At 48.7% G+C, this 21,389-nt stretch carries 21 protein-coding genes and 1 tRNA gene; 6 read left to right on the top strand and 16 right to left on the bottom strand.

Going from position 1 to position 21,389, the window contains the following annotated elements; genetic code table 11:
- Nucleotides 1-93 precede the first annotated feature (93 nt).
- Nucleotides 94-1,098, bottom strand: coding sequence for a methylmalonyl Co-A mutase-associated GTPase MeaB (meaB, locus tag BLQ88_RS23020; protein ID WP_090155129.1), 1,005 nt, complete (start codon nucleotides 1,096-1,098; stop codon nucleotides 94-96).
- Nucleotides 1,099-1,171: 73 nt separating this feature from the next.
- Between meaB and BLQ88_RS23015 the strand changes: the two genes are divergently transcribed.
- Nucleotides 1,172-3,172, top strand: a complete 2,001-nt coding sequence (locus BLQ88_RS23015) for a M1 family metallopeptidase (protein ID WP_090154876.1) — start codon at nucleotides 1,172-1,174, stop codon at nucleotides 3,170-3,172.
- A gap of 72 nt (nucleotides 3,173-3,244) precedes the next feature.
- On the opposite strand, the gene BLQ88_RS23010 is transcribed toward BLQ88_RS23015, so the two are convergent.
- From BLQ88_RS23010 to yihA, 5 genes are all read right to left on the bottom strand, one after another.
- Nucleotides 3,245-4,189: a 3-oxoacyl-ACP synthase III family protein gene (locus BLQ88_RS23010; RefSeq protein ID WP_090154875.1), complete on the bottom strand. Its 945-nt coding sequence runs from the start codon at nucleotides 4,187-4,189 to the stop codon at nucleotides 3,245-3,247.
- Between the two features lie 141 nt (nucleotides 4,190-4,330).
- Nucleotides 4,331-5,443, bottom strand: coding sequence for a glycosyltransferase (locus BLQ88_RS23005; RefSeq protein ID WP_090154873.1), 1,113 nt, complete (start codon nucleotides 5,441-5,443; stop codon nucleotides 4,331-4,333).
- On the bottom strand, nucleotides 5,440-6,099 hold the full coding sequence (deoC, locus tag BLQ88_RS23000; protein WP_090154871.1) for a deoxyribose-phosphate aldolase: 660 nt from the start codon (nucleotides 6,097-6,099) through the stop codon (nucleotides 5,440-5,442). Before deoC ends, BLQ88_RS23005 begins: the two co-directional genes overlap by 4 nt.
- Before the next feature lie 54 nt (nucleotides 6,100-6,153).
- Nucleotides 6,154-6,699, bottom strand: coding sequence for a DUF5606 family protein (locus BLQ88_RS22995; RefSeq protein ID WP_090154869.1), 546 nt, complete (start codon nucleotides 6,697-6,699; stop codon nucleotides 6,154-6,156).
- 98 nt (nucleotides 6,700-6,797) lie between these two features.
- The gene (yihA, locus tag BLQ88_RS22990; protein WP_090154868.1) at nucleotides 6,798-7,406 is read right to left on the bottom strand and encodes a ribosome biogenesis GTP-binding protein YihA/YsxC; all 609 of its coding nucleotides are present in this window, start codon (nucleotides 7,404-7,406) and stop codon (nucleotides 6,798-6,800) included.
- A gap of 195 nt (nucleotides 7,407-7,601) precedes the next feature.
- On the opposite strand from yihA, the gene BLQ88_RS22985 reads away from it, so the two are divergent.
- Entirely contained in the window at nucleotides 7,602-8,018 is a 417-nt protein-coding gene (locus BLQ88_RS22985; protein ID WP_229212825.1) for a thioredoxin family protein, read from the top strand.
- 67 nt (nucleotides 8,019-8,085) lie between these two features.
- Here the strand turns inward: BLQ88_RS22985 and gmd are convergent, their stop codons facing one another.
- Nucleotides 8,086-9,198, bottom strand: a complete 1,113-nt coding sequence (gene gmd / locus BLQ88_RS22980; RefSeq protein WP_090154863.1) for a GDP-mannose 4,6-dehydratase — start codon at nucleotides 9,196-9,198, stop codon at nucleotides 8,086-8,088.
- A gap of 55 nt (nucleotides 9,199-9,253) precedes the next feature.
- Nucleotides 9,254-9,820 (bottom strand): SPOR domain-containing protein, encoded by a 567-nt coding sequence (locus tag BLQ88_RS22975; RefSeq protein WP_229212812.1) that lies wholly within the window; start codon nucleotides 9,818-9,820, stop codon nucleotides 9,254-9,256.
- A gap of 111 nt (nucleotides 9,821-9,931) precedes the next feature.
- Between BLQ88_RS22975 and murB the strand changes: the two genes are divergently transcribed.
- Nucleotides 9,932-10,948, top strand: a complete 1,017-nt coding sequence (gene murB / locus BLQ88_RS22970; protein ID WP_090154859.1) for a UDP-N-acetylmuramate dehydrogenase — start codon at nucleotides 9,932-9,934, stop codon at nucleotides 10,946-10,948.
- 126 nt (nucleotides 10,949-11,074) lie between these two features.
- Nucleotides 11,075-12,433 (top strand): hypothetical protein, encoded by a 1,359-nt coding sequence (locus tag BLQ88_RS22965; RefSeq protein ID WP_090154857.1) that lies wholly within the window; start codon nucleotides 11,075-11,077, stop codon nucleotides 12,431-12,433.
- Nucleotides 12,434-12,678: 245 nt separating this feature from the next.
- Here the strand turns inward: BLQ88_RS22965 and BLQ88_RS22960 are convergent, their stop codons facing one another.
- Nucleotides 12,679-13,587, bottom strand: coding sequence for an ROK family protein (locus tag BLQ88_RS22960; protein WP_090154855.1), 909 nt, complete (start codon nucleotides 13,585-13,587; stop codon nucleotides 12,679-12,681).
- A gap of 73 nt (nucleotides 13,588-13,660) precedes the next feature.
- The gene (locus BLQ88_RS22955) at nucleotides 13,661-14,371 is read right to left on the bottom strand and encodes an SDR family oxidoreductase (RefSeq protein WP_090154853.1); all 711 of its coding nucleotides are present in this window, start codon (nucleotides 14,369-14,371) and stop codon (nucleotides 13,661-13,663) included.
- Between the two features lie 62 nt (nucleotides 14,372-14,433).
- On the opposite strand from BLQ88_RS22955, the gene BLQ88_RS22950 reads away from it, so the two are divergent.
- Nucleotides 14,434-15,162 carry an MlaE family ABC transporter permease gene (locus tag BLQ88_RS22950; protein WP_015813410.1) on the top strand — a complete coding sequence of 243 codons (729 nt, stop codon included), beginning with the start codon at nucleotides 14,434-14,436 and terminating at the stop codon, nucleotides 15,160-15,162.
- 41 nt (nucleotides 15,163-15,203) lie between these two features.
- The gene (locus BLQ88_RS22945; RefSeq protein WP_090154852.1) at nucleotides 15,204-15,950 is read left to right on the top strand and encodes an ABC transporter ATP-binding protein; all 747 of its coding nucleotides are present in this window, start codon (nucleotides 15,204-15,206) and stop codon (nucleotides 15,948-15,950) included.
- A 5-nt stretch (nucleotides 15,951-15,955) separates the two neighbouring features.
- Here the strand turns inward: BLQ88_RS22945 and BLQ88_RS22940 are convergent, their stop codons facing one another.
- The 6 genes from BLQ88_RS22940 to fabD form a co-directional block, all read right to left on the bottom strand.
- Nucleotides 15,956-17,458 carry a lipopolysaccharide biosynthesis protein gene (locus tag BLQ88_RS22940; protein WP_090154850.1) on the bottom strand — a complete coding sequence of 501 codons (1,503 nt, stop codon included), beginning with the start codon at nucleotides 17,456-17,458 and terminating at the stop codon, nucleotides 15,956-15,958.
- Between the two features lie 98 nt (nucleotides 17,459-17,556).
- Entirely contained in the window at nucleotides 17,557-18,162 is a 606-nt protein-coding gene (locus BLQ88_RS22935; protein ID WP_090154848.1) for a TetR/AcrR family transcriptional regulator, read from the bottom strand.
- A gap of 328 nt (nucleotides 18,163-18,490) precedes the next feature.
- Nucleotides 18,491-19,549, bottom strand: a complete 1,059-nt coding sequence (gene darG / locus BLQ88_RS22930) for a type II toxin-antitoxin system antitoxin DNA ADP-ribosyl glycohydrolase DarG (protein WP_090154846.1) — start codon at nucleotides 19,547-19,549, stop codon at nucleotides 18,491-18,493.
- A complete protein-coding gene (darT, locus tag BLQ88_RS22925; protein ID WP_090154844.1) occupies nucleotides 19,549-20,193 on the bottom strand; it encodes a type II toxin-antitoxin system toxin DNA ADP-ribosyl transferase DarT in 645 nt (214 codons plus the stop codon). The genes darG and darT overlap by 1 nt, the downstream gene beginning before the upstream one ends.
- A 103-nt stretch (nucleotides 20,194-20,296) precedes the next feature.
- Nucleotides 20,297-20,367: transfer RNA gene (locus tag BLQ88_RS22920), tRNA-Gln, on the bottom strand.
- A gap of 66 nt (nucleotides 20,368-20,433) precedes the next feature.
- Complete coding sequence (gene fabD / locus BLQ88_RS22915; RefSeq protein ID WP_090154842.1) at nucleotides 20,434-21,312, bottom strand: ACP S-malonyltransferase; 879 nt, start codon at nucleotides 21,310-21,312, stop codon at nucleotides 20,434-20,436.
- Between the last annotated feature and the right edge of the window lie 77 nt (nucleotides 21,313-21,389).

Genomic DNA, 21,389 nt, shown 5'->3' with positions numbered 1-21,389 from the left:
GAAAAATGCTTTTACAGTGAATTTTTATGACTTATCGGAAATTTGGGGCGGTCGGCGGTCGGCGGTCGGCTGTCGGCTGTCGGCGGTCGGCGGTCAGCCATTGAATGCATTACCGGAACGAAGGAACATCTCAATCAACTCCCCCGCCGCATCTTCCGGCAGCTTCTCTCCATTTCGTACCGCCTCGTCCGCTGAGGCAATGTGCTTTTGCACCCATTCATTTTCATAAAACCGGTCTTCCAGCGACTGCCGGATCTGCTCGCGAAGCCATTCTATCCGTTGAAACTGCCTGTTTTGTTCTAAAAAGCCACTTTTGGTAGTCTGCGCAAAATAATCGGAGATCAGGTTCCATATCAGTTCCATTCCCGTATTTTCCAATGCCGAGCACGCTACTACCTGAACCGGTACTTTCGAAGCTGTTTCGGGAAACAGGTGCAATGCCTGCCGGTATTCCGCCACTGCATTTGTCACTGCCGGTTCGTTACCATTATCGGCTTTGTTGACGGCCACGGCATCCACCATTTCCATAATGCCCTTTTTAATGCCCTGTAACTCGTCGCCAGCGCCCGAGAGCATGAGCAGGAGGAAAAAGTCGGTCATGCCCTTCACCAATGTCTCCGATTGGCCTACGCCGACTGTTTCAACCAATACAATGTCGTAACGCGCCGCTTCGCACAGGAGGATCGCTTCGCGTGTATGCCGCGCTACGCCCCCGAGGGAGAGGTTGGTGGCCGAAGGACGGATGTAGGCATCCGGGTCGCGCGCGAGTTTTTCCATCCGCGTCTTGTCGCCTAGTATGCTCCCGCCCGACTGCTTGCTACTCGGATCGACCGCCAGTACGGCCACGCGCTTGCCCAGGGAGGTGAGGTAGCTTCCGAATGCTTCGATGAATGTACTTTTTCCCACACCGGGCACGCCGGTAATGCCGATGCGGACCGAGTTGCCGGTGTACGGCAGGATATTTTGAAGAATCGCGCCTGCCAGTTTACGGTCTTCGGGCAAGCTGCTTTCCATAACGGTAATGGCGCGGCTGAGCGTCGACCGGTCACCTGCGAGGACACCTTTGGTATATGTTTCAACTGACAGTCGCTGGCGCATTCGGATGAGAATTTGGCGAAAAGATGTATATTGCTCGTTTACAACCCAATATTTCCAATTTTTAACCATTATAATGAAAATTTCAATATTTCGTCTGGGCGTCATTGCAATGAGCAGTCTGGGCTTCTTCAACAACGCTATCGCACAGGAGGCTGAGAAGGTGAAATATGATGCGCACGTGCTCTTTCACCCGCTCTTCAACTTCCAGCCGGGCAACGAATACCGGACGGGAAGCGGTGCCCCCGGGCCCAAATACTGGCAGAACCGTGCCGATTACAAGATCAACGTTGCGCTCGACGAGGAGAAAGGGACCGTGAGCGGGGAAGTGGAGCTTACCTATAAAAACAACAGTCCTGAAAACCTGGAATTTATCTGGCTCCAACTCGATCAGAATGCATTCGGCAGCCATTCGAGAGGCGCGCAAACCACACCTGTTACCGGTGGCCGTTTTGGCAACATGGGTTTCGATGGAGGAGATTCTATCAAAGCCGTAACTGTTCAGCAAGGCAAAGGAGCATTTGTAGATGCGGAGTATAAGGTTACCGACACCCGCATGCAGATCCGCCTGAAAACGCCTGTGAAAGCCAATGGCGATGTGATCAAAATCAAGCTGGCGTATTCATTTAAAATCCCCGAATACGGCTCCGACCGCATGGGAACGCTCGAAACCAAGAATGGTATTGTGTATGAAATGGCGCAATGGTACCCGCGTGTGGCCGTTTTCGACGATATAGAGGGCTGGAATTTGCTGCCGTACCTGGGCGCAGGTGAGTTTTACCTCGAATATGGTGATTTTGAATACAATGTGACTGTGCCCTGGGACCATATCGTAGTAGGATCGGGCGAATTGCTCAACCCGAATGAAGTACTCACTGCCGAGCAACGCAAAAGACTGGCCGACGCCGCTAAAAGCGACCAGACTGTGATGATCCGCAGCGCGGAGGAGGTTACCAACCCGAATACAAGACCGAAACAATCGGGTACGTTAACCTGGCGCTTCCGCTGCTTGCAGGCGCGCGACATCGCGTGGGCAACTTCCAAAGCATTCGTTTGGGATGCCGCCCGGATGAACCTGCCCAAAGGCAAAACTGCATTGGCGCAGTCGGCATACCCGGCTGAGGACGGCGGACTGGATGGCTGGGGCCGTTCTACCGAATATGTGAAGGGCTGTATCGAGTTCTATTCCAATTATGTGCATGAATATACCTACCCGGTAGCGACCAATGTGGCTGGTATCGTGGGTGGTATGGAATATCCGGGCATCGTTTTTTGCAGCAGCAAAAGCCGTAAGGATGATCTCTGGGGCGTAACCGACCACGAATTCGGCCATAACTGGTTCCCGATGATCGTCGGTAACAACGAGCGTAAGTATGCGTGGATGGACGAAGGTTTCAACACGTTCATCAACTTCCTGTCGGGCGATAACTTCAACAATGGTGAGTACAAAACGACCCAGATGAACGATATGCACCGCCTGGCACCGATGATTTTCCGCCCGAAAGCGGACCCTATCATGACCATTCCGGACGTGGTCCAGGCTGTGAATTTGGGCTGGGAAGCTTACTACAAACCCGCAATGGGCCTGAGAATGCTTCGCGAGCAGATTCTCGGCAAGGAGCGTTTCGATTACGCATTCAAAATTTATGTGCAGCGCTGGGCATTCAAGCATCCTACGCCTTACGATTTCTTCCGGACCATGGAAGATGCGGCTGGCGAAGACCTGGGCTGGTTCTGGAAAGGCTGGTTCTTCGAGAACTATAAGCTGGATCAGTCGGTGAAAGAAGTAGCTTACGTGGAGCAAAACCCGACGAAGGGCTCTTACATTACCATTGAAAACCTGGATCAGCTGGCAATGCCTGTAAAAGTGGACATCGAGGAAGTGAGCGGCAAGAAAACGCGTGTTGAACTACCGGTGGAGATTTGGCAGCGTGGCGGTGCATGGACCTTCAAAGCGGCTACGCAAGGCCCGATCCGCGCCGTAACGATCGATCCGGAGCACAGTCTTCCCGATATCAATCCCGAGAACAATGTTTGGAAACCGGCTTCTTACAGTTCTGAGCCGGATGTGAACTAAGCATGCATTAACATAGCAAAAGCCTTCCAATCGTAGCGGTTGGAAGGCTTTTTTATGGGTTAATATCAATTATCAAATGGTAACTAACATGGCGCCGTACGAATAGCCGCCGCCAAATACCGTGATCACGATGTTTTCACCTTTTTTGAATTTCTCCTTATTCTCCGAAAGCGCGATCGCACAACCTGCGCAGCCCGTGTTGCCGAGGTACTGAATGTTCGATATCAGTTTTTCGGCCGGGATACCCAGTGTGTTGATCACGTTGAGGCTGATGCGGTGATTAGCCTGGTGCGGGATGAGGTAATCGAGGTCGTTGATGGTCAGGCCGCATTCCTGCAATACCTGCTGGCTCACTTTGGGCATGTATACACAGGCATTCTGGAACACATCGCGCCCGAAAGGCATTACCACGCCCCGGTCGTTGGGGCGGAGCACCACCGCTTCGACGGCCTTTCCGCTGGTGGCTGCGCCGCCGGTGATAAGCTTTTTGATCTGCATATCGCCTTCTGTCTGCCGCTCTTTGGAAATGAGCAATGCCGAAGCGCCATCGCCCCACAAATGTCCTGAAACCGTGTCCATTTCATTGTAATAGGCCGTATTGTGGTCGGAAACAACCACCAATGCTTTCGAAGCCTTGCCCATCGCGAAGTAGCCTTCGACGATCTCGATGGCATTGAGCAACGACGAACAAGCGGATGAAATGCTGACGACCGGAATATCGGGGATTTGAAGCTGGTGCTGTACCGCATGGGCCAGCGTGACGATGGTGTCGTAAGGCGTATAAGTAGCCCCTACGATCAGATCTATCTCGTTTTTACTGTATGGGATATCTTCGAGCAATGATTCGACCGCCTTGATGGCCATGGTCGAGGTATTTTCGTCTGTTGATGCTTTACGTCTTTCCGAGATTCCTGTTCTTTCTACGATCCACTCGTTGGATAGGTTGTTGAGATTTGTAAAATATTCATTACCAATAACTTCGCTTGGCAGATAATGACTAACCGTATTAATATACATGATTGAGAAGTTGACTTCGCAAGCTACAATTCTTTTCGATTCCGAAAGTTAAATATTTCGTAGAAATCGTAGCACTCCATATTTGAACAATTCAATAATAAATTTATAAAATCATAATGACGGCGACGGCGAATTAGATTATCAGGAATGCAAAATGTCGTCATAAAATGACAAAAGCTTTGCTTCCTCCAATGCCCAGTTGTAATAAGTCTCCGTGGCTTTTCTGCCATTATTGCCCATTACCGACCGCAATGCGCTGTCGGCAATGCAACATTCCAATGCGTCGGCCAGCGCTTTTTCATTATCCGGTGAAATACAAAAACCGCACCCGGAACCCTCCACGATTGGCCTGTAAAGGGGAAAATCGGACGTAATGACAGGCAATTTTAATGCCATGTACTCGAATAGTTTCGTCGGAAACGATTCGGGATAGTCCGCCACGGGTTTGAGCAAGGCAATGCCGGCCGCCGACTGCCTGGCATAACGCAGCGCTACTTTCTGAGCGGTGTAGCCGTGAAATGTAACGCTATCCTTTACCTCCCGGTAGCCTGCTATCGCTTCCAGCCCGGCGTTTTCTACCCGCACAGGGCCGAAAAGGTGTAAATGACAATCGGGATGACTGTTTTTCAGTATTGCCAGCGCATTGATCATCGTATCCAGACAGCGCTCCATCGACACCACGCCCAGGTAGAAGAGCTCAGCCCCTCGTGTACGTGCGCCCTCATGTGCGAGGGAGTCTATCAACGGCAGCGATACATAATTGTGGATAACCGCGAACGGCTTCGCCAGATCCTGATATTCTTCGAGATAGGCGTCTTCCGTAAAAACACAATGAAACTTCCTTCGTGCCAGCCTGTCGAAAAGCCGGAACAGCCGTTGGAAAATCGGTGCATTGTTGTACCGCTTGATCGCGAATTTCTTGAAGAGGTTCTCCTGCACCTCATACACCACTTTTGCGCCCGTCCATTGGAAAAGCAATGCGAGCGGGATCAATTCAGGCACAAAAATGTGGACGATAGCAGGCCTCAATCGCAGGCATTTGAGCAATGCGACTGGATGTGTAAGCAAAATCCTTGGCAGTAACCGTCCGAATTTTGGCAGATTGATTAAATGCAGCCCGTCACGCAAACTTCCAAGCAGGCCGGGTAATGCACAAAAAACCTCATAATGGCTTTGCAGCGACGGGGCGATCTTGTACATAATGCGCGGGTCTGCCGACGGATGTACCGTGCTGAGCAAGAGCACGCGTTTCATGCGCGGGTGACGATTGCCACGCCCGAAGAAGTCCCGATCCTTTCCGCACCGGCTTCGATCATCGCCACGGCCTGTTCGTATGTTTTGATGCCACCCGACGCTTTGATTTTCACTTCCGCAGGCAGGATCGACCGCATTTTACGCACAGTTTCCACATCCGCACCGCCGGGACCGAAGCCCGTGGATGTTTTGACAAAATCAGCTTTCGCCTCCGCGCAGATTTCGCAAGCCGTGTACAGGTCGAACGAATCGAGGCTGGCTGTTTCGATAATGACTTTCAGCAATGCATTCTGTTCGTGAGCGAGGTCGGCAAGCTGTTTCAGCTCCTCGCGAATGCTCAGGTACGCCATAGATTTGAATTGCGACAGGTTCATCACCACGTCCAGCTCGCTGGCGCCAAACTGCAACGCTTCCCGCGCTTCGCTAACTTTCGTCGCGGTCGTAGAATAGCCCAACGGAAAGCCGATTACAGTCGCAATTTCGATTTTAACAGGACAAAATTCCAGCATTTCGACGACATATGGCACGTAAGTAGGCGCCACGCACACCGCTTTGAACTGATGTATCCAGGCTTCTTCACACAACTTGCGGATATTGGTTTCGCTGGCCGTCGCGGCGAGGAGCGTGTGGTCGATGTAGGAGGAGAGATTGTCCATAAAAAAGGAAAAACCCCACCGGAAAGGCAGGGTTCCACATGATATCAGTCGCTGTTAAGCTTTGCTTTTTTCTTTTTTGGGAGCCTTTTTCGCAGGCGCTTCTTCTTTTGCCTCTTCTTCCGCCGAAGCTTCCGCAACCGGCCCGGCAGCTGCTTCTACTTCGCCTTCTGATGCTACAAATGCTTCTGGAATGTATTTAGAAAGCAGGTTGTACCAGGTAATGACTTTTTTGATGTCCGACACATATACTTTCGTGCGGTCGAACTCCGGAAGCACCTCAGCAAGAAACTCGATGAGTTCTTTATCCGATGAAGTTTTTACAGACAATGTAACCTCTTCGCCGTGAATCTCACGGATTTTCAGGAACACTTCCGACAGGGCAACAGATTCTTCTGCACCGTCTGTAAAGATCGAAACGTCTTTCAATACCGATACGCGCGCGGTCGGGCCGATCAGCGTTTTTTCACGTTTCTCGTCCAGGCCTTCCACGATCACGCCCGCACGGCTTGGTTTCAGAATGCGGAACAACCCTGGCTTGCCGGATACATTGGCGATTTCTTTCAACAAATCCATTCCTGTTGACTCTACTTTTTCACTCATCCTTTCTTACTATGTTTATATCTTGATGTTAATGTTGGATGCGGCAATCAATTTTTGCGCAAAATAACGGAAAGATTGTCCGGGAAACAACCGATATCCTATTTTGTCTTCACAAACGACTGATTATAAGTTTCTATTGCCGCCAGGATAGGCTCCCGGCCCTCGTTTTTTTCTGCCGAAGTCACATACATTTCAGGTATTTCCTCCCACATTTCACCCATTTTACGCTTGTAAGCTTCCACCTGGGCAGCTACCTGTGCGGGTTTGAGTTTATCGGCTTTGGTAAAAATGATTTCAAACGGAATGCCGGCCTCGCCTAATGCGGCCATGAATTCAAGGTCGACGGCCATGGCGCTGTGGCGGACGTCCACCAGCACGAATGTACAAATGAGGTTTTCGCGGTAATGCAGGTAATCGTGGATCATTTTCTCCCACTTGTCGCGCTCCACTTTGCTCACTTTGGCATACCCATAACCCGGCAAATCGACCAGGTACCATACGTCGTCGATGATAAAATGGTTGATCATCTGCGTTTTTCCCGGTTGCTGCGAGGTTTTGGCCAATGCTTTTTTGCCTGTCAGCATGTTGATAAGCGACGATTTACCCACATTGGAACGTCCGATAAATGCATATTCGGGAAGGACGGGCTCCGGGCACTTCTCGTAATCCGTATTGCTCATCACATACTTCGCTTCCTGAACTTTCATGGTATTCTGGTGTTAATGAAGTTGCGAAGTTACCCTTTTTGAGCTTCTTATCCGCAAAAGCTGCGAGATAGGCTGTGAGTCCATAATTGTGTAAAATAAAACAAAGGCGTATTTTCGTTAACCCAATATTGAAATCATAAATAAGCACTGAAAATGAAAAGTTTAAAGACGCTCGGGCTCGCGATGATGGCACTCATGCTGGCCATGTCGGTAGCGATCGCCGGGGAAGGGGATAAGAATAAGGCTGCCGAAAAGGGTATCCAGTTTACCGAAGGTTCATGGTCTTCTATTCTAAAAAAGGCAAAAAAAGAGAACAAGATCATCTTCCTCGATGCCTACACAACCTGGTGCGGGCCGTGTAAGTTGCTGCAAAAGAACGTGTTTACCCGTGAGGATGTAGGCACTGTGTTCAATGGTAATTTCATCAATGTGAAAATGGACATGGAAAGCGGCGAAGGCCCTGCGCTTCTGAAAAGGTATCCGATCGAAGGTTATCCTACCTTGTTTTTCATCAATGGAAAAGGCAAGGTGGTGAAACAACTTCTCGGGAACCAGAAGCCGGAAGACCTGATCAAGGCAGCCAAATCCGTCAAGGTGGGACCTGCTATTTAAATTATGAGTACCAAAAAGAAACCCCGCAGAGCCAACTCTGCGGGGTTTCTTTTTGGGTATAACATTCTTACTCGTAATAGTTGGGAACACGGTGACCACTGCTTTCCAGCAAGCGATCCTTGCGGAACAACTGCACGTCGGCCGCAACCATATCGTTTACAAGCGCTTTCAAATCATATTTGGGTTTCCAGCCCAGCTTTTCCATTGATTTCGTAGGATCGCCGATAAGCAATTCCACTTCGGTAGGACGGAAGTAACGAGGGTCAACAGCCACCACTTCTTTGCCGATCTCGATCTGGAACTCAGGATTGTTGCATTTAACCACCTTCGCAATTTCGCCAGCGCCTTCGCCGCTGAACTCAACTTCAATACCCACTTCGGCAAATGCCATTCTCACAAACTCGCGAATGCGGGTAGTAACACCGGTAGCAATTACGAAATCTTCGGGTGTGTCCTGTTGCAGAATGAGCCACATTGCTTCCACGAAGTCCTTGGCATGGCCCCAGTCACGCTGTGCATCGAGGTTACCGAGGTACACTTTGTCCTGCAAGCCCAATGCGATACGTGCTACCGCACGGGTGATCTTGCGGGTTACGAAAGTTTCGCCGCGCAATGGGGATTCGTGGTTGAAGAGGATACCATTTACGGCAAACATATTATATGCTTCGCGGTAGTTCACGGTGATCCAGTAGCCATACATCTTCGCAACCGCGTAAGGCGAGCGCGGGTAGAACGGCGTGCGCTCCGATTGCGGCACCTCCTGCACCAAACCGTACAGTTCGGAAGTGGAAGCCTGGTAAATTTTGGTTTTTTGGGTCAATCCCAGCAAGCGTACGGCTTCCAGGATACGGAGCGTTCCGATACCGTCTACGTTGGCCGTGTATTCAGGTTCTTCGAAACTCACCTGCACGTGCGACATCGCGCCCAGGTTGTATATCTCATCCGGCTGAACCTCCTGGATGATGCGGATAATATTCGTAGAGTCGCTCAGGTCGCCGTAATGAAGGTGGAAGCGTACGTTTTTTTCGTGCGGGTCTTCGTAAATATGGTCGATCCGCTGGGTATTGAACAACGAACTGCGGCGTTTGATACCATGCACTTCATATCCCTTGCTCAAAAGGAGCTCGGCCAAATAGGAGCCATCCTGCCCGGTGATCCCTGTAATAAGCGCTTTCTTCATTCTGTTGGTAGTATGTATATGTGGATAAAATTATCCGGTTAAATAAGTAGTTACATTAATTATGATCCGAAGCCGGGGTTACCATCAGGCTCCGCTTGATATCCACCCTGTCGGCGAGGATCACGGCGGAAGCATACTGTTCTCGGATCAGGTCGAGGTATTGCTCTGCGTCGCTCCGGTACATGAAATCGCCCACCTTCACGCGGTAGGTCGGCTGGGTGTACGAAACGTAAGGGTTCAAATCCGGAAAAGCCTGGTAAACGTAGGACTTCGCACCGTCCGCTTCCTGCCGCACATTTCCTACATAAATCTGTATCCTGAAACCATTGATATAGCGGATGGACTTATTCTGCTTCACGAGCGTATCCAGCGCCGATTCCAGTTTTTTATTGACATACAACGGCTTATCCACATCCGCTTTTTGAACGTTGCTGTTCCTGGCGGGTGCTGCGGGTTCTGTACGTGTTACTACGGCCGGCTCTACATATTCATAGCGTGGCCGGACCGCGGAAAGATCTTCCCTGTACTCGGAACCGGAGCTCACCACCGACTTTTTCGCACAACCCGAGATCAAAATGATGCCAAGATGCAGAGCCCATAAAAATTTCTTTTTTAGCGTCATATCCTGAACCATTGTAACTGAGCCCACAAACTTAATCAAAATTGGATGAATCACCATACCACTGAATTTTGAATGTAATACCTAACTTTACCCGGTTTATCCCCGATTTCAATGCTAGTACAATCCAACGTTTCGCTTCGCCATCTCAATACATTCGGGCTCGATGCCGATGCCAGGTTTTTTATAAATGTGCACTCTGTCGATGAATTAGCGGCCATTTTGCATGATCCTGAGTGGAAGAATACGCCAAAGTTCATCCTCGGCGGCGGCAGCAATATTTTGCTTACCAGGGACATCGAAGCGCTCGTGATCCACCCGGCTATCGTGGGTATCACAGTTGTGGAAGAAAATGAGGAAACGGTCGTGCTGGCAGTGGGCGCGGGTGAGGTTTGGCACGATTTCGTAATGCATTGTGTGGATAAAGGCTATGGCGGCGTGGAAAACCTCTCGCTCATTCCCGGAACGGTTGGCGCGGCTCCCATGCAGAATATCGGCGCATACGGCGTGGAAGTTAAAAGCGTGATCGAATGCGTGGAGGCGGTAGACATCGAAAGCGGCGAAAAACGTATTTTCAGTAATGAAGAGTGCCAGTTCGGCTACCGCGAAAGCGTATTCAAGAAGTCTTTGAAAGACAAATATGTGATTACCGGTGCCACTTTCAGACTGAATAAGAAGCCTGTTCTGAATGCGGCATACGGAGATGTTCAAAAGACTTTGCGGGAAATGGGGGCGGAGATTCCAACTATCCGTGACGTCAGCGAGGCAATCATGCAGATCCGGCGAAGCAAATTGCCTGACCCTGCCGAAATCGGTAATGCAGGAAGTTTTTTTAAAAACCCTGAAATCCCCGTTGCGCAATTTGCCCATTTACGGGAATTGTTCCCCGAAATACCGGGCTACCCTGTCGACGCCGAAACCACCAAAGTTCCGGCGGGCTGGCTGATCGAGCGGGCGGGCTGGAAAGGTTACCGGGAAGACGATATCGGCGTTCATGCACGGCAGGCGCTGGTACTTGTCAATTACGGTGGCGGCTCGGGGGCGAAAATCAAGGCATTGTCGGAAAAAATACGTGAATCTGTAAATAAAAAGTTCGGGATAACTCTCAACGTCGAGGTTAATATTCATTAATGAATGAAGCGGCTTACATATGTTACTCTTGCCTACATCGCTCTTCCATCGGTATTATTTATCTGGTATTGGCTAGCACCGATATATGCGACCGTGTCCCTGATAGCCTGCTCATTTGCTTTCGCCATGTCCGTTCGGGGCCTCGGTCGCGACAGCCCGGAAATTAACCTCAAACCAATTGTAATATCATCGGCCATCCTCGCGCTGATCGTTTGTAGCCTGTCGGAATTTGGCATGGTGCCCTACCAGAGTTACGATTACCTCATTCACAATTACAAGCTGAATATTCTGGCGACCAAGCCCTTGCCTATTTATGAAGAAGACAAGGGGATTTATATGTGTTATTACCTGGGATTTTACCTGATCCCGGCGCTATTAAGTAAATGCACGTCGTTGTCATGGGCCAAATATTACTTTTTCCTGTGGTGTGCGGCAGGAGTAACATTAACCTTCATCTGGACACAGATCAAGTTCATTCACTTCGGATTCTGGCAACGAATTTTTGTTTGCCTTTCGCTATTGATCGGCGCATATATCAGCATCTGCTACCCGCTTCTTGACTGGCTCGCCCCTCAATCGGGCGTTATCCAGAACAACGCAGTTTATCTTCCCGATAAATTTGTATTGAACCAGGTGCCCGTATTCACCCGGTCGCTGTCCGAATCGCCACAGCATACGATTCCCTGCATACTGATGGTGAGCATGTTTGTGGCAGTTTGCAAAGAGAAAAACTACCTTTTTTCACTCTTGTTCCTGCTTCCGGCAACGCTTTTTCTGACGCCGTTTGCAACGGTGGGTATGCTGCCGTTCGTCCTGATACCGGTGTTCGTTTATTTCAAAGATTTGATCGCCGAATCGTTTGGCAGGTGTCTTCTGTTTTTGATTACAACGACACTGGCTTATTTGCCGGTGCTGCTCTTTCTGGCGGGCTCCCAGGCCACGGATATGGAAAGCAACAGGGTAATCTGGAATTCAGGCGCATCGGACTGGATAGTGTATTATGCCTTCTACCTGTTTTTCTCCTATGGAATCTGGTTCGTTTTCTTCGGCCGCGACTTACTTTACTTCGACCGGACCATTGTTCTGGCCGCCATTGCATTTGCTTGTGTATTAAGCTTATTTCAGGTTGGTTACTACAATGATCTGAACATCAGGGCAGCTCTTTGCATTCAGATGATAATGGGAATGTCAATCGCCCATTTGTTTGTAAATCTTTGGAGTAAAAAGCAAAAGCTCCGGAAAGGGATTCTGTTGGGAATTGTTTTCTGGGTGGCTAACGGCACCAGCTCGGTCAAATTCTACTACGACCGGATTTTTGTTTTAAAGGGGAAACGGAACACCATTGAAAATCCGAATGTCAGCGGATTTGGGACGGATATTTATGATATGCTTGAAAGGGCCTATTCATCAAATGGACCGGAAGTGGTTAAGCAGTATTCGCTGAAAGAAGGGTCTTTGTTTGAAAAGTATTTGCTCAAAAAATAAAACCAGGGTTATCACCCGCAATTCCGCAAATTATCCTGATCAAGCATAAAAAAAGATGCGGTGCAATTCCCGAATAAAACGGGAACCTTGCACCACATCCGCAAAATCCTTTGATAACCGGTTTTAGCTATATATTAAATTCCTTGTAATCATATTCAGGGTTAATGTCCTGAATGAGGATAAAGCAGGGACCAATAAGAGTGAAACTGTCTAAGACTGAACCTCTGTTGTTTCGGTGTTATTCGTTATTCAAAACACAATGAAGCCGCGCCAAGAAGTCCGGCGTCATTCGCAAGCGTTGCGCGTTTGATAGTAATGGTTTTCAAATAATAAGGTGTGAGCCAGTATTTGAAACGATCGTTAATTGCCGGCAAAATAAACTCAAATGAGGCAGAAATACCACCGCCGATCAAAATTGTTGTAATATCCAGTATACGGATCATCGAAACCAGACCTTCGCCGAGCAGGTAACCCATTTCGGTGAAAACAGCTTTCGCCAGCTCGTCGCCAGCCGAAGCAGCTGCTACAAGTCCGGTAGTTGAGATCGTTCCGTCGGCAGGAAGCTGGGTAGTTCCAGTGTAAGCGGCGCGCATGGCATTGGCCATATCGAGCAATTCTTTCTTACCGATGTTGCGTTCGAGTACCTTTCCGTTTTTAGAAGGAACGTGGCCTGGCTCCATGGCATTACCGCCGCCGCCTTTGAATACCTTTTTATCGATAATCGCCGCACCGCCGATGCCGGTGCCGAGGGTTACGAAAATATAGTCTTCCGGAAGTTTGTCTTCTCCAAAATAATATTCACCCAAAGCAGCCGCGTTCGCGTCGTTTTCGAGGTAAAAATCATGCTGTGGGAAACGCGCTTTCAGATCCGGAACAATGGTGATCCCGTCGATTTCGGGGATTGCCGTGATTTCGATCAGCGTGGTCCTGTCGCGGGAAATGAGTCCCGGAACGCCAATCCCTACTTTTTTGACTTCGGGGTATTCAACGAGTTGGAGCGCAATTGCATCACCTAATCTGTCTATAAAATGCCCGGAGCTGCGCCAGCTGGCGGTATCGTGACTGTAAAAATTCGAGATTCTTCCGTCCGTAGCGTCAACGATCCCCATTTTTACGTTAGTACCGCCCACGTCTATACCGAGGTATTGTTCCATGAAATGAAATATGGGTTTAATAAATAATTTTAAAAATGCGGCAATTTAGTAAAATTGCGCTATTGTTCACTCATCAATCCAAATCTCCCAGCTGCGGGCGGATCAGAATTTCTTCCACAACTGCCCTGGGAGACAAGGCGTAGGCAGCCCAGATCGACTCGGCCACGTCGCCGGAATCCATGAAACGGTCCTCGGGTAGCTCGGTGCCTTTCCAGCTGTCGGTATACGTCGCGCCGGGTAAAATGGCCGTTACCTTCACATTGTAGGGTTTCATTTCCTCGCGCAAAACCTTCGTCATACCGTACAATGCGAACTTCGAAATGCAGTAGGAGCCGCCATTCGGGTAGGCGATAATGCTGGCGGTGGAGCAAATGGTGAAAATATGGCCCTTTTTGTGCTCCATCATACCTGCGAGCAGCCCGCGCGTGAGGTGGTAAGCACTGTACAGGTTGGTCTCCATCGTCTTTTCCAGCGTGCCTTCGGTTTCGTTATGAACCTGCCCGGGGATGAATACGCCGGTATTGTTGATAAGTACCTGCGCAGGCGCAGGGTGCTTGTGGATAAATGCGATGAATGCGTCTACATCGGCCCTTACCGAGAGGTCGGCCGTTAAATAACTTAGTTTCGATTGGGGAAAACTTTCGCTGAATGTTTGTTGCAGTGCGAGCAGGTCGCTCTCGTTTCTTGCGCAGGTAATTACATCGAAGCCTTGTGCTAAAAATTTTTCTATCGCTGCCCTTCCGATCCCTTTTGTTCCACCGGTTACAACCGCTAATGGATTCATTTTTCTGATTACTTCTTTTTTTGCCTAATTTTCCCGAAAATATTGAATACAATTAAGATATCATGTCTGTAATCGGTAAATACTTCATTTTTTTAGGGACGTTGTTCGGGAAGGGCGAGAAATTATCGGTGTACTGGCGGAGGCTGATGGAGGAATGCGTGGGTATCGGAGTGAGTTCAATCTTCATCGTCGCGATCGTATCCACGTTTATCGGTGCGGTGTCTTGTATTCAGACGGCATATAACCTTGTGAGCCCCATTATACCGATTTCCACCGTGGCATTGATCGTCCGCGACATGGAAATCCTCGAACTCGCACCGACCATTACCTGTATCGTTCTCGCCGGAAAAGTAGGTTCCAATATCGCCAGCGAGTTGGGTACCATGCGCATTACCGAGCAAATCGATGCATTGGAAGTGATGGGAATTAACTCATCTTCTTATCTGGTGCTTCCGAAAGTCGTAGCGGCAATGCTCACATTCCCGATGCTTGTCATATTTTCCGCATTTCTGGGCATTCTGGGCGGTTATCTGGCCGGGACGCTCACGGGCGTCATTACCGAACGGGATTATTTATACGGTATCCGCGATTCCTTCGTGCCCTATAATATATTTTTCATGTGTGTAAAACCTTTCGTTTTCGGCTTCCTGATCGCCTCCATTTCTTCCTTCAAGGGATTTTTTACCTCGGGCGGCGCGTTGGAGGTTGGTAAAGCCAGCACGCAGGCCGTTACCAACAGTTGTATTTCGATCCTGGTGGCCGATTACCTGCTCGCACAGCTGCTTTTGTAATGCACTAAAACCATTTGGTTTGTTCTCAACTGAGCCACAAAATGATTGAAATCAACAATATCTCGAAGGCATTCAACGGTAAGGAAGTTTTAAAGGGGATTTCGGCCCAGTTTCAGAAAGGCGAGACGAACCTGATCATCGGCGGCAGTGGTACGGGTAAAAGTGTATTGCTCAAATGTATGATCGGCCTCGTGAAGCCCGACCAGGGTAATGTGCTTTACAATGGCCGCGATTTTTACAATTGTGACAAAGAAACCCAGCAATCCATCCGCCGCGAAATGGGCGTTTTGTTCCAGGGCGGGGCATTGTTTGATTCCAAAACCGTTGAAGAAAATGTGCGCTTCCCACTGGATATGCTAACTTCTCAATCGCCGGAAGAAAAACGCGAGCGGGTTGCATTCTGCCTGCAAAGGGTAGGGCTGGAACAGGCCGCTAAACGGATGCCTTCGGAGATCAGCGGCGGGATGAAGAAGCGTGTAGGCATTGCGCGGGCCATTGTAATGAACCCGGCCTACCTCTTTTGTGACGAACCCAACTCGGGATTGGACCCATTGACGTCGGTGAAGATTGACGAACTGATCAAAGAGATTACCGAGGAATACCAGATCACCACCATTATCATTACCCACGATATGAATTCGGTGATGGAGATCGGACAGAATATCATGTTCCTTTACCAGGGAGATAAACTTTGGGAAGGCGTGAATACCGAAATTACCAAAACCACCGTTCCCGAGCTGAAAGAATTCCTTTTCTCTAACAAGCTGCTCCGCGAAATGCAGGAATAGGTGTTTTAACGCCGGTTCAATGCGGGAATATTCTTTCTTTCAACCAAAAATACCACGGCAGCGAAGACCGCCAGCACGCCCATGTGCACGGGTACGGAAAGCCACAGATTTGGTATTTTAAACAAAGAAGAGGCGTAGATTAGCAATGCGCCCCCGCCGATGTAGCCTACCGCCGACATTACATCGTAAGGCACCGGGTAAAATTTCTGCCCGAAATAATAGCAAAGCACAAGCATTATAAAGCCCGACAGCGCAAATGCGATCGCAAAACCCATGTAGCCGATCTGCGGCACGAGTACAAAGCTGGTTGCGATGGTGATGCCCGCGCCCGTGAGCGTGAGCCAGGTACCATATTGCGTTTTATCGGTGAGTTTAAACCAGGTCGCCAGATTGTAATACACCCCCAGGAAAAGGTAACCAGCCAGCAGCCATGGTACCACGGCCAGTCCTTCGTGGTAAATCTTCTTTTTAAGGAATAGCTCAGCAAAGAGGTCGAGGTTCAGGCATATGCCCACCCACATGAGCACGCAGATGATGATAAAATACTTGGTGACCTTCGCAAATACCGGCGGGGCATTCTTGTCTTCGCCTTTGGAAAAGAAAAATGGCTCTGCGGCGTATTTAAAGGCCTGGATCGCCAGGTTCATAAATATCGACAGCTTGTAGCATTGCACATAAATACCGATGGCGGTTTCGTTGCTGCGGCCGGGGTAAAAACCTTCGGGCAACAGGAACTGGATAAATGCGCGGTCGAAGAGCATATTGAGCACGCCGCCGATGTTCATGACCATCACCGGGAATGCGTAAACCCAAACCGGTTTGAATAAATCGCGGCTGAATACGAACCGGAAGTCGGCGAATTCTTTCCGCAGCATCCAGAAGAATGCAAGATTGGCGATGAGGTTCGCAAGTACGATGTAATCCGGCGCATGAAGCGGGTTGTAAAACAAATCTACGGCCGGTTGGAGGAAGATTAGGTATTTCCCGGCATGAATGTCACGGCAGACAAGCAGGAAGAACAGGTTCAGGAAAATGTTGATAAGAATGTTGGTAACCCGGATGATCACGAACTTTTTGCCTTTGCCTTCCAGCCTTAGCCGTGCAAACGGAATGGACACGATGCCGTCGGTAGCCATGATGATGGCGAACATTCTTACAATGGAAGCCGACTCGGGATACCTGATCAGCTCCGCGACCGGCTGCGCGAACACGAACATGAGGGTGGAGCAGACCAGGCTCACCATGATCACCGCGCTTAATATGAGATCGTAGTACTGTTTCCGGTCCTTTTCCTCCCGCGCGAAACGGAAGAATGCCGTTTCCATCCCGAATGTGTAAAGGACGAGGGCGAGGCCCGCGTAGGCGAAAAGCTGTCCTTGTGCGGCAATTTGCTGAGGTTCAAAAAGCTTGGTATGCAGGGCCACCAGCAGGTAATTCAGGAAGCGGCCCAGCATGGTGCTGATGCCGTAGGTGGCGGTTTCACTGGCCAGTTTTTTCAGTACGCTCATTCAAATGCGGTATTTTCCACCGCAAATATAGTTGAGTAACCGCCAATAAAAGGAAATGCCCTTCCCGTTTCGTGGGAAGGGCATTTGGTTTTTTATCGTCAACCCCGGACGTCCGAGATAATACTGTCAATCACGCGCTCGATTCGCTTCCATCCTTCATCGGTTTGAAGGTCTACATCAAGCATTTTTTCACGATAATCGGAGGAGATAGTCAAAAAATAAATGCCTGCTGAAATGAATGCGATCAACGCGCTGGTGTCATTGTAATAGGGCAGGTCTCCTATTTTGCTCAGGATGCGCGTCGCAATCTGGTTGCGGGCGTCTGAAAGCATCGACTTTCCGGTTCCGATTTCCCAGCGGAGCAGGTCGCGCGTGGCTTTACGCTGGCGCAGATCGTTCGTGAAAGTGTGCATGAGGGACGTGAGAGCTTTCTTCCGTTCTTCCGGAGTCAGCTCGGGGATGTTGTCAATGTAATCGGTGCTGAGGGTTGACGTGTACTCTCCCGACCTGACGTATTGTTCCATCAGGCCGTCTACGCTTTCAAAGTACCTGTAAATCAGTACTTTGTTGACTCCGGCAGTTCTGGCGATCAGATTGACGCCTACTTTTTCGGTGCCATGTTGTTCAATTACTTCGCCGACCGCCTTGAGTATTTTACTCTTCGTGCGCTCGCGATCACGCTTTTTAACTTTGTCTACTTTCATATGGGTGCTGTTTAGGTTAAAACATAGTAAATGTAACATTTCATATCAAATTTTATAGCAGAAAAGTTACATTAAGTAACCAAATTTTTAAAATGGTTTCCTTAATGTCACCGTAAAGTCGCAAAAATTTGGAAATGCTATTAAATGGTGATGTCACCGCTGGAATTAAGGAGTATTCTTATGTCGGAAAGGTGGGGGTGGGGGAAATAAAAAAAGAGCTCATTTTTCAATGAGCTCTTTTTTTACTGTTGGCCGACAAGGCTGGCAATGTTAATTTGACACTTCGCGAGTCTCACTGTGTATGTACTTTACGCGAGGGTGTTCAAATTTAAGAAGATAATGACGCACGTTTCGCGTACTCTTGCAAGTGAGAAAGCGCGATAGAAATATGCCTGTCTTTAAACAGGTTACTTTTTCGATTGCTCCATGATTTTATCGATTCAACAACCTGTTCTTTGCTAAATTCAGGATTGGATCTTTTAATAAAATCAACGGTGGCAAGAACCTCAAGAGCAAGGGCTGATTGAAACCCGTCTATCAAATCGATCAGGTTTTTTACGCGATTTCGTTGGTCTTCATGAAGCTCTTTCCTGACGTAATCGCTGACTTCCTGCATTTTATCGTATTTCAGCACTATTGGTTCAAAAGCCTTGACACTCATTTGTTCCAGGCCGCGGATATACTCTCCGTTTAGGGCAAGTAACATATGCTCTACCTGAACAGCATAAGGGCCGTAATGATTTGCTTGGAACTTCATCCGATTCATACTAGACTCCCCTAATCTTTGGAGCAAGTAGGCGAGCTTATTAGCAACGAATAAGCTGGATGACTCTCCTGAACTCTCATAATAAAACATAGCGTAAAGGAGCATGGCACGAGCAGGAGTCAATTTGCTTTTCTTGGAGCTACTTTCTCTTTTCAGAATCTCTTTGACTTCAGCGCTTGGTTCATAGACTGTTACCTTAACGTCTTGGATCGGGGAAAGGTATTTCTGAATTAGGTCTTTTACTCTTTCCCATTTTAACCCGCCATTTCCGCATCCCAACGGGGGTATGGCGATACTCTTGATCCGATAGGAATGAATCACGTTCACAAGCTCTTTTAAGCCCTCTTCGATGTATTCATATTTTGATTTGAGATACCACTGTGTCTTTGTGGGAAAGTTTATTATGACGCGTTCACCAGTGATGATACGTTCGCGAACCACCAACAGTGAGCCTATCCTTAGTTCACCAGTCTTGCACGCTTGAACATATTCTTTAAAATTATTGGGAAATGTCTCTTTAAACTGGAGTGCTATACCTTTGCCCATAACACCAACGGTATTAACGGTATTCACCAAGGCCTCACTTTCGGAGTCAAGAAGGTTTCCTGTTACGAAGTGCATCAGTAGTAGAAATTGTTATTCGGATTTACATACACAGATATGTTCATACCATTTCTTTGTAGAACCAGATTTACGATATTCTCGGTTTCGGAGTCGAATACTACAATGGCATTTATACATTTGGCTGGCACATGGTCTTTGACGAGAAATTCCGCTTGCTTTTGCCGCATCTTATCATAATTGTCATCGTCGTTGTGCCAATATCTTGCACGGACGACATCCCAGTTTACATGATCCAGGTCGACCAACTGATTAAAGAACTCGGTTATATGATTTTTTGCATGACCATCTATAAAGCACCATTTGTCGCAAGCATCGACAATGCTGTTGGCCTCGCACACAATATAGATAATTTCAGATTGAGATCGTTGCCTAATTCCCCGGTAGCCAGTTTTTATGTTAAAAAGCATGGGAGAAAGTGGACCAAAATAAAATGGAACATACGTTCCTAGTGTGCCATTGGGAGGGATTGATATTGGATAGTCATTCCTTTGTGCTATCAAGGAATTGTCTCCGATGTCGATGTAGTTAGGGTCTCTATTCGGGGAATGTTTTGTATACATCCCATTTAGGACGATGAATTCCAGATTGTCCCTATGTGTAATCCGATAAAGTCGGATTTTATTCGGTTTTTTTCCAGGCATTCGACGTCCGAGTTTAGGGGAATTTGTCCAATGCGTGCCACCGGAACACCTTTAAAAATAAAACCGCTGTAACATTCATTACAGCGGTTTATGACTTCTACTGTTGGCCGACAAGGACTCGAACCCTGAATAAGACAACCAAAATGTCCTGTGTTACCATTACACCATCGGCCAAAACCGTAAACAGTGGTGCAAAAGTAATGTTAGCAGGGTAACGTGTCAAGTTTTTTGGTAAAAAAATTAAATACTTTTTAGCTCTACGTTGCTAGCGATCTTTTTTACAAGGCCTTGCAAAACTTTGCCCGGTCCCGACTCGATAAAGATTTCCGCGCCATCGGCCACCATTTGCTCTACCGACTGCGTCCATTTTACCGGAGCGGTGAGTTGTGAGATCAGGTTTTCTTTGATAACGGCTACTTCCGTGGCCGGTTTTGCATTCACATTCTGGTAAACCGGGCAGATCGGCGGCTCAAATTGCGCCGCATGGATCGCCGCAGCGAGTTCTTCACGTGCAGGCTCCATCAATGGCGAGTGGAATGCGCCTCCCACGGGCAGTACCAATGCGCGTTTCGCGCCGGCGGCTTTCAGGAGTTCGTTGGCGCGTTCTACACCTTCGATGGTTCCCGAAATCACCACTTGTCCCGGGCAGTTGTAGTTAGCAGGCACGACGATCTCGTCGGTAATACCGGCGCAGATCTCTTCGATCACATTGTCGGCAAGACCCAGGATCGCAGCCATCGTCGACGGGCGGATTTCGCAGGCTTTCTGCATGGCGGCGGCACGTTTTGCCACGAGCGAGAGGCCGTCCTCGAAGGAAAGCGCTCCTGCTGCAACCAATGCCGAAAATTCGCCCAGTGAGTGTCCCGCTACCATGTTTGGTGCAAAATCGGGTGTGATTTTCGCGAGGATTACCGAGTGGATGAATATCGCCGGTTGGGTCACATTCGTCTGTTTCAGCTCCTCGTCGGTGCCTTCGAACATGATTTTCGTGATGTCGAAACCGAGGATTTCGTTCGCTTTTTCAAACAATGCCTTGGCGGAATCGGAGCTCTGGTAAAGGTCCAGACCCATTCCTTTGAACTGCGAGCCCTGACCAGGGAAAACATATGCCGTTTTCATATCGATGATTTAAGGTTATTCACAATAAAATAAAAAAGCCCGGTAAAAAAACCGGGCTACAAAGGAAATACTTGAAT

It is taken from the genome of Dyadobacter soli (genome assembly GCF_900101885.1).
Classification (GTDB): Bacteria; Bacteroidota; Bacteroidia; order Cytophagales; family Spirosomataceae; genus Dyadobacter; species Dyadobacter soli.
The sequence above is the reverse complement of the archived record's forward strand: the minus strand, read 5'-3'. Positions and strand labels throughout refer to the sequence as shown.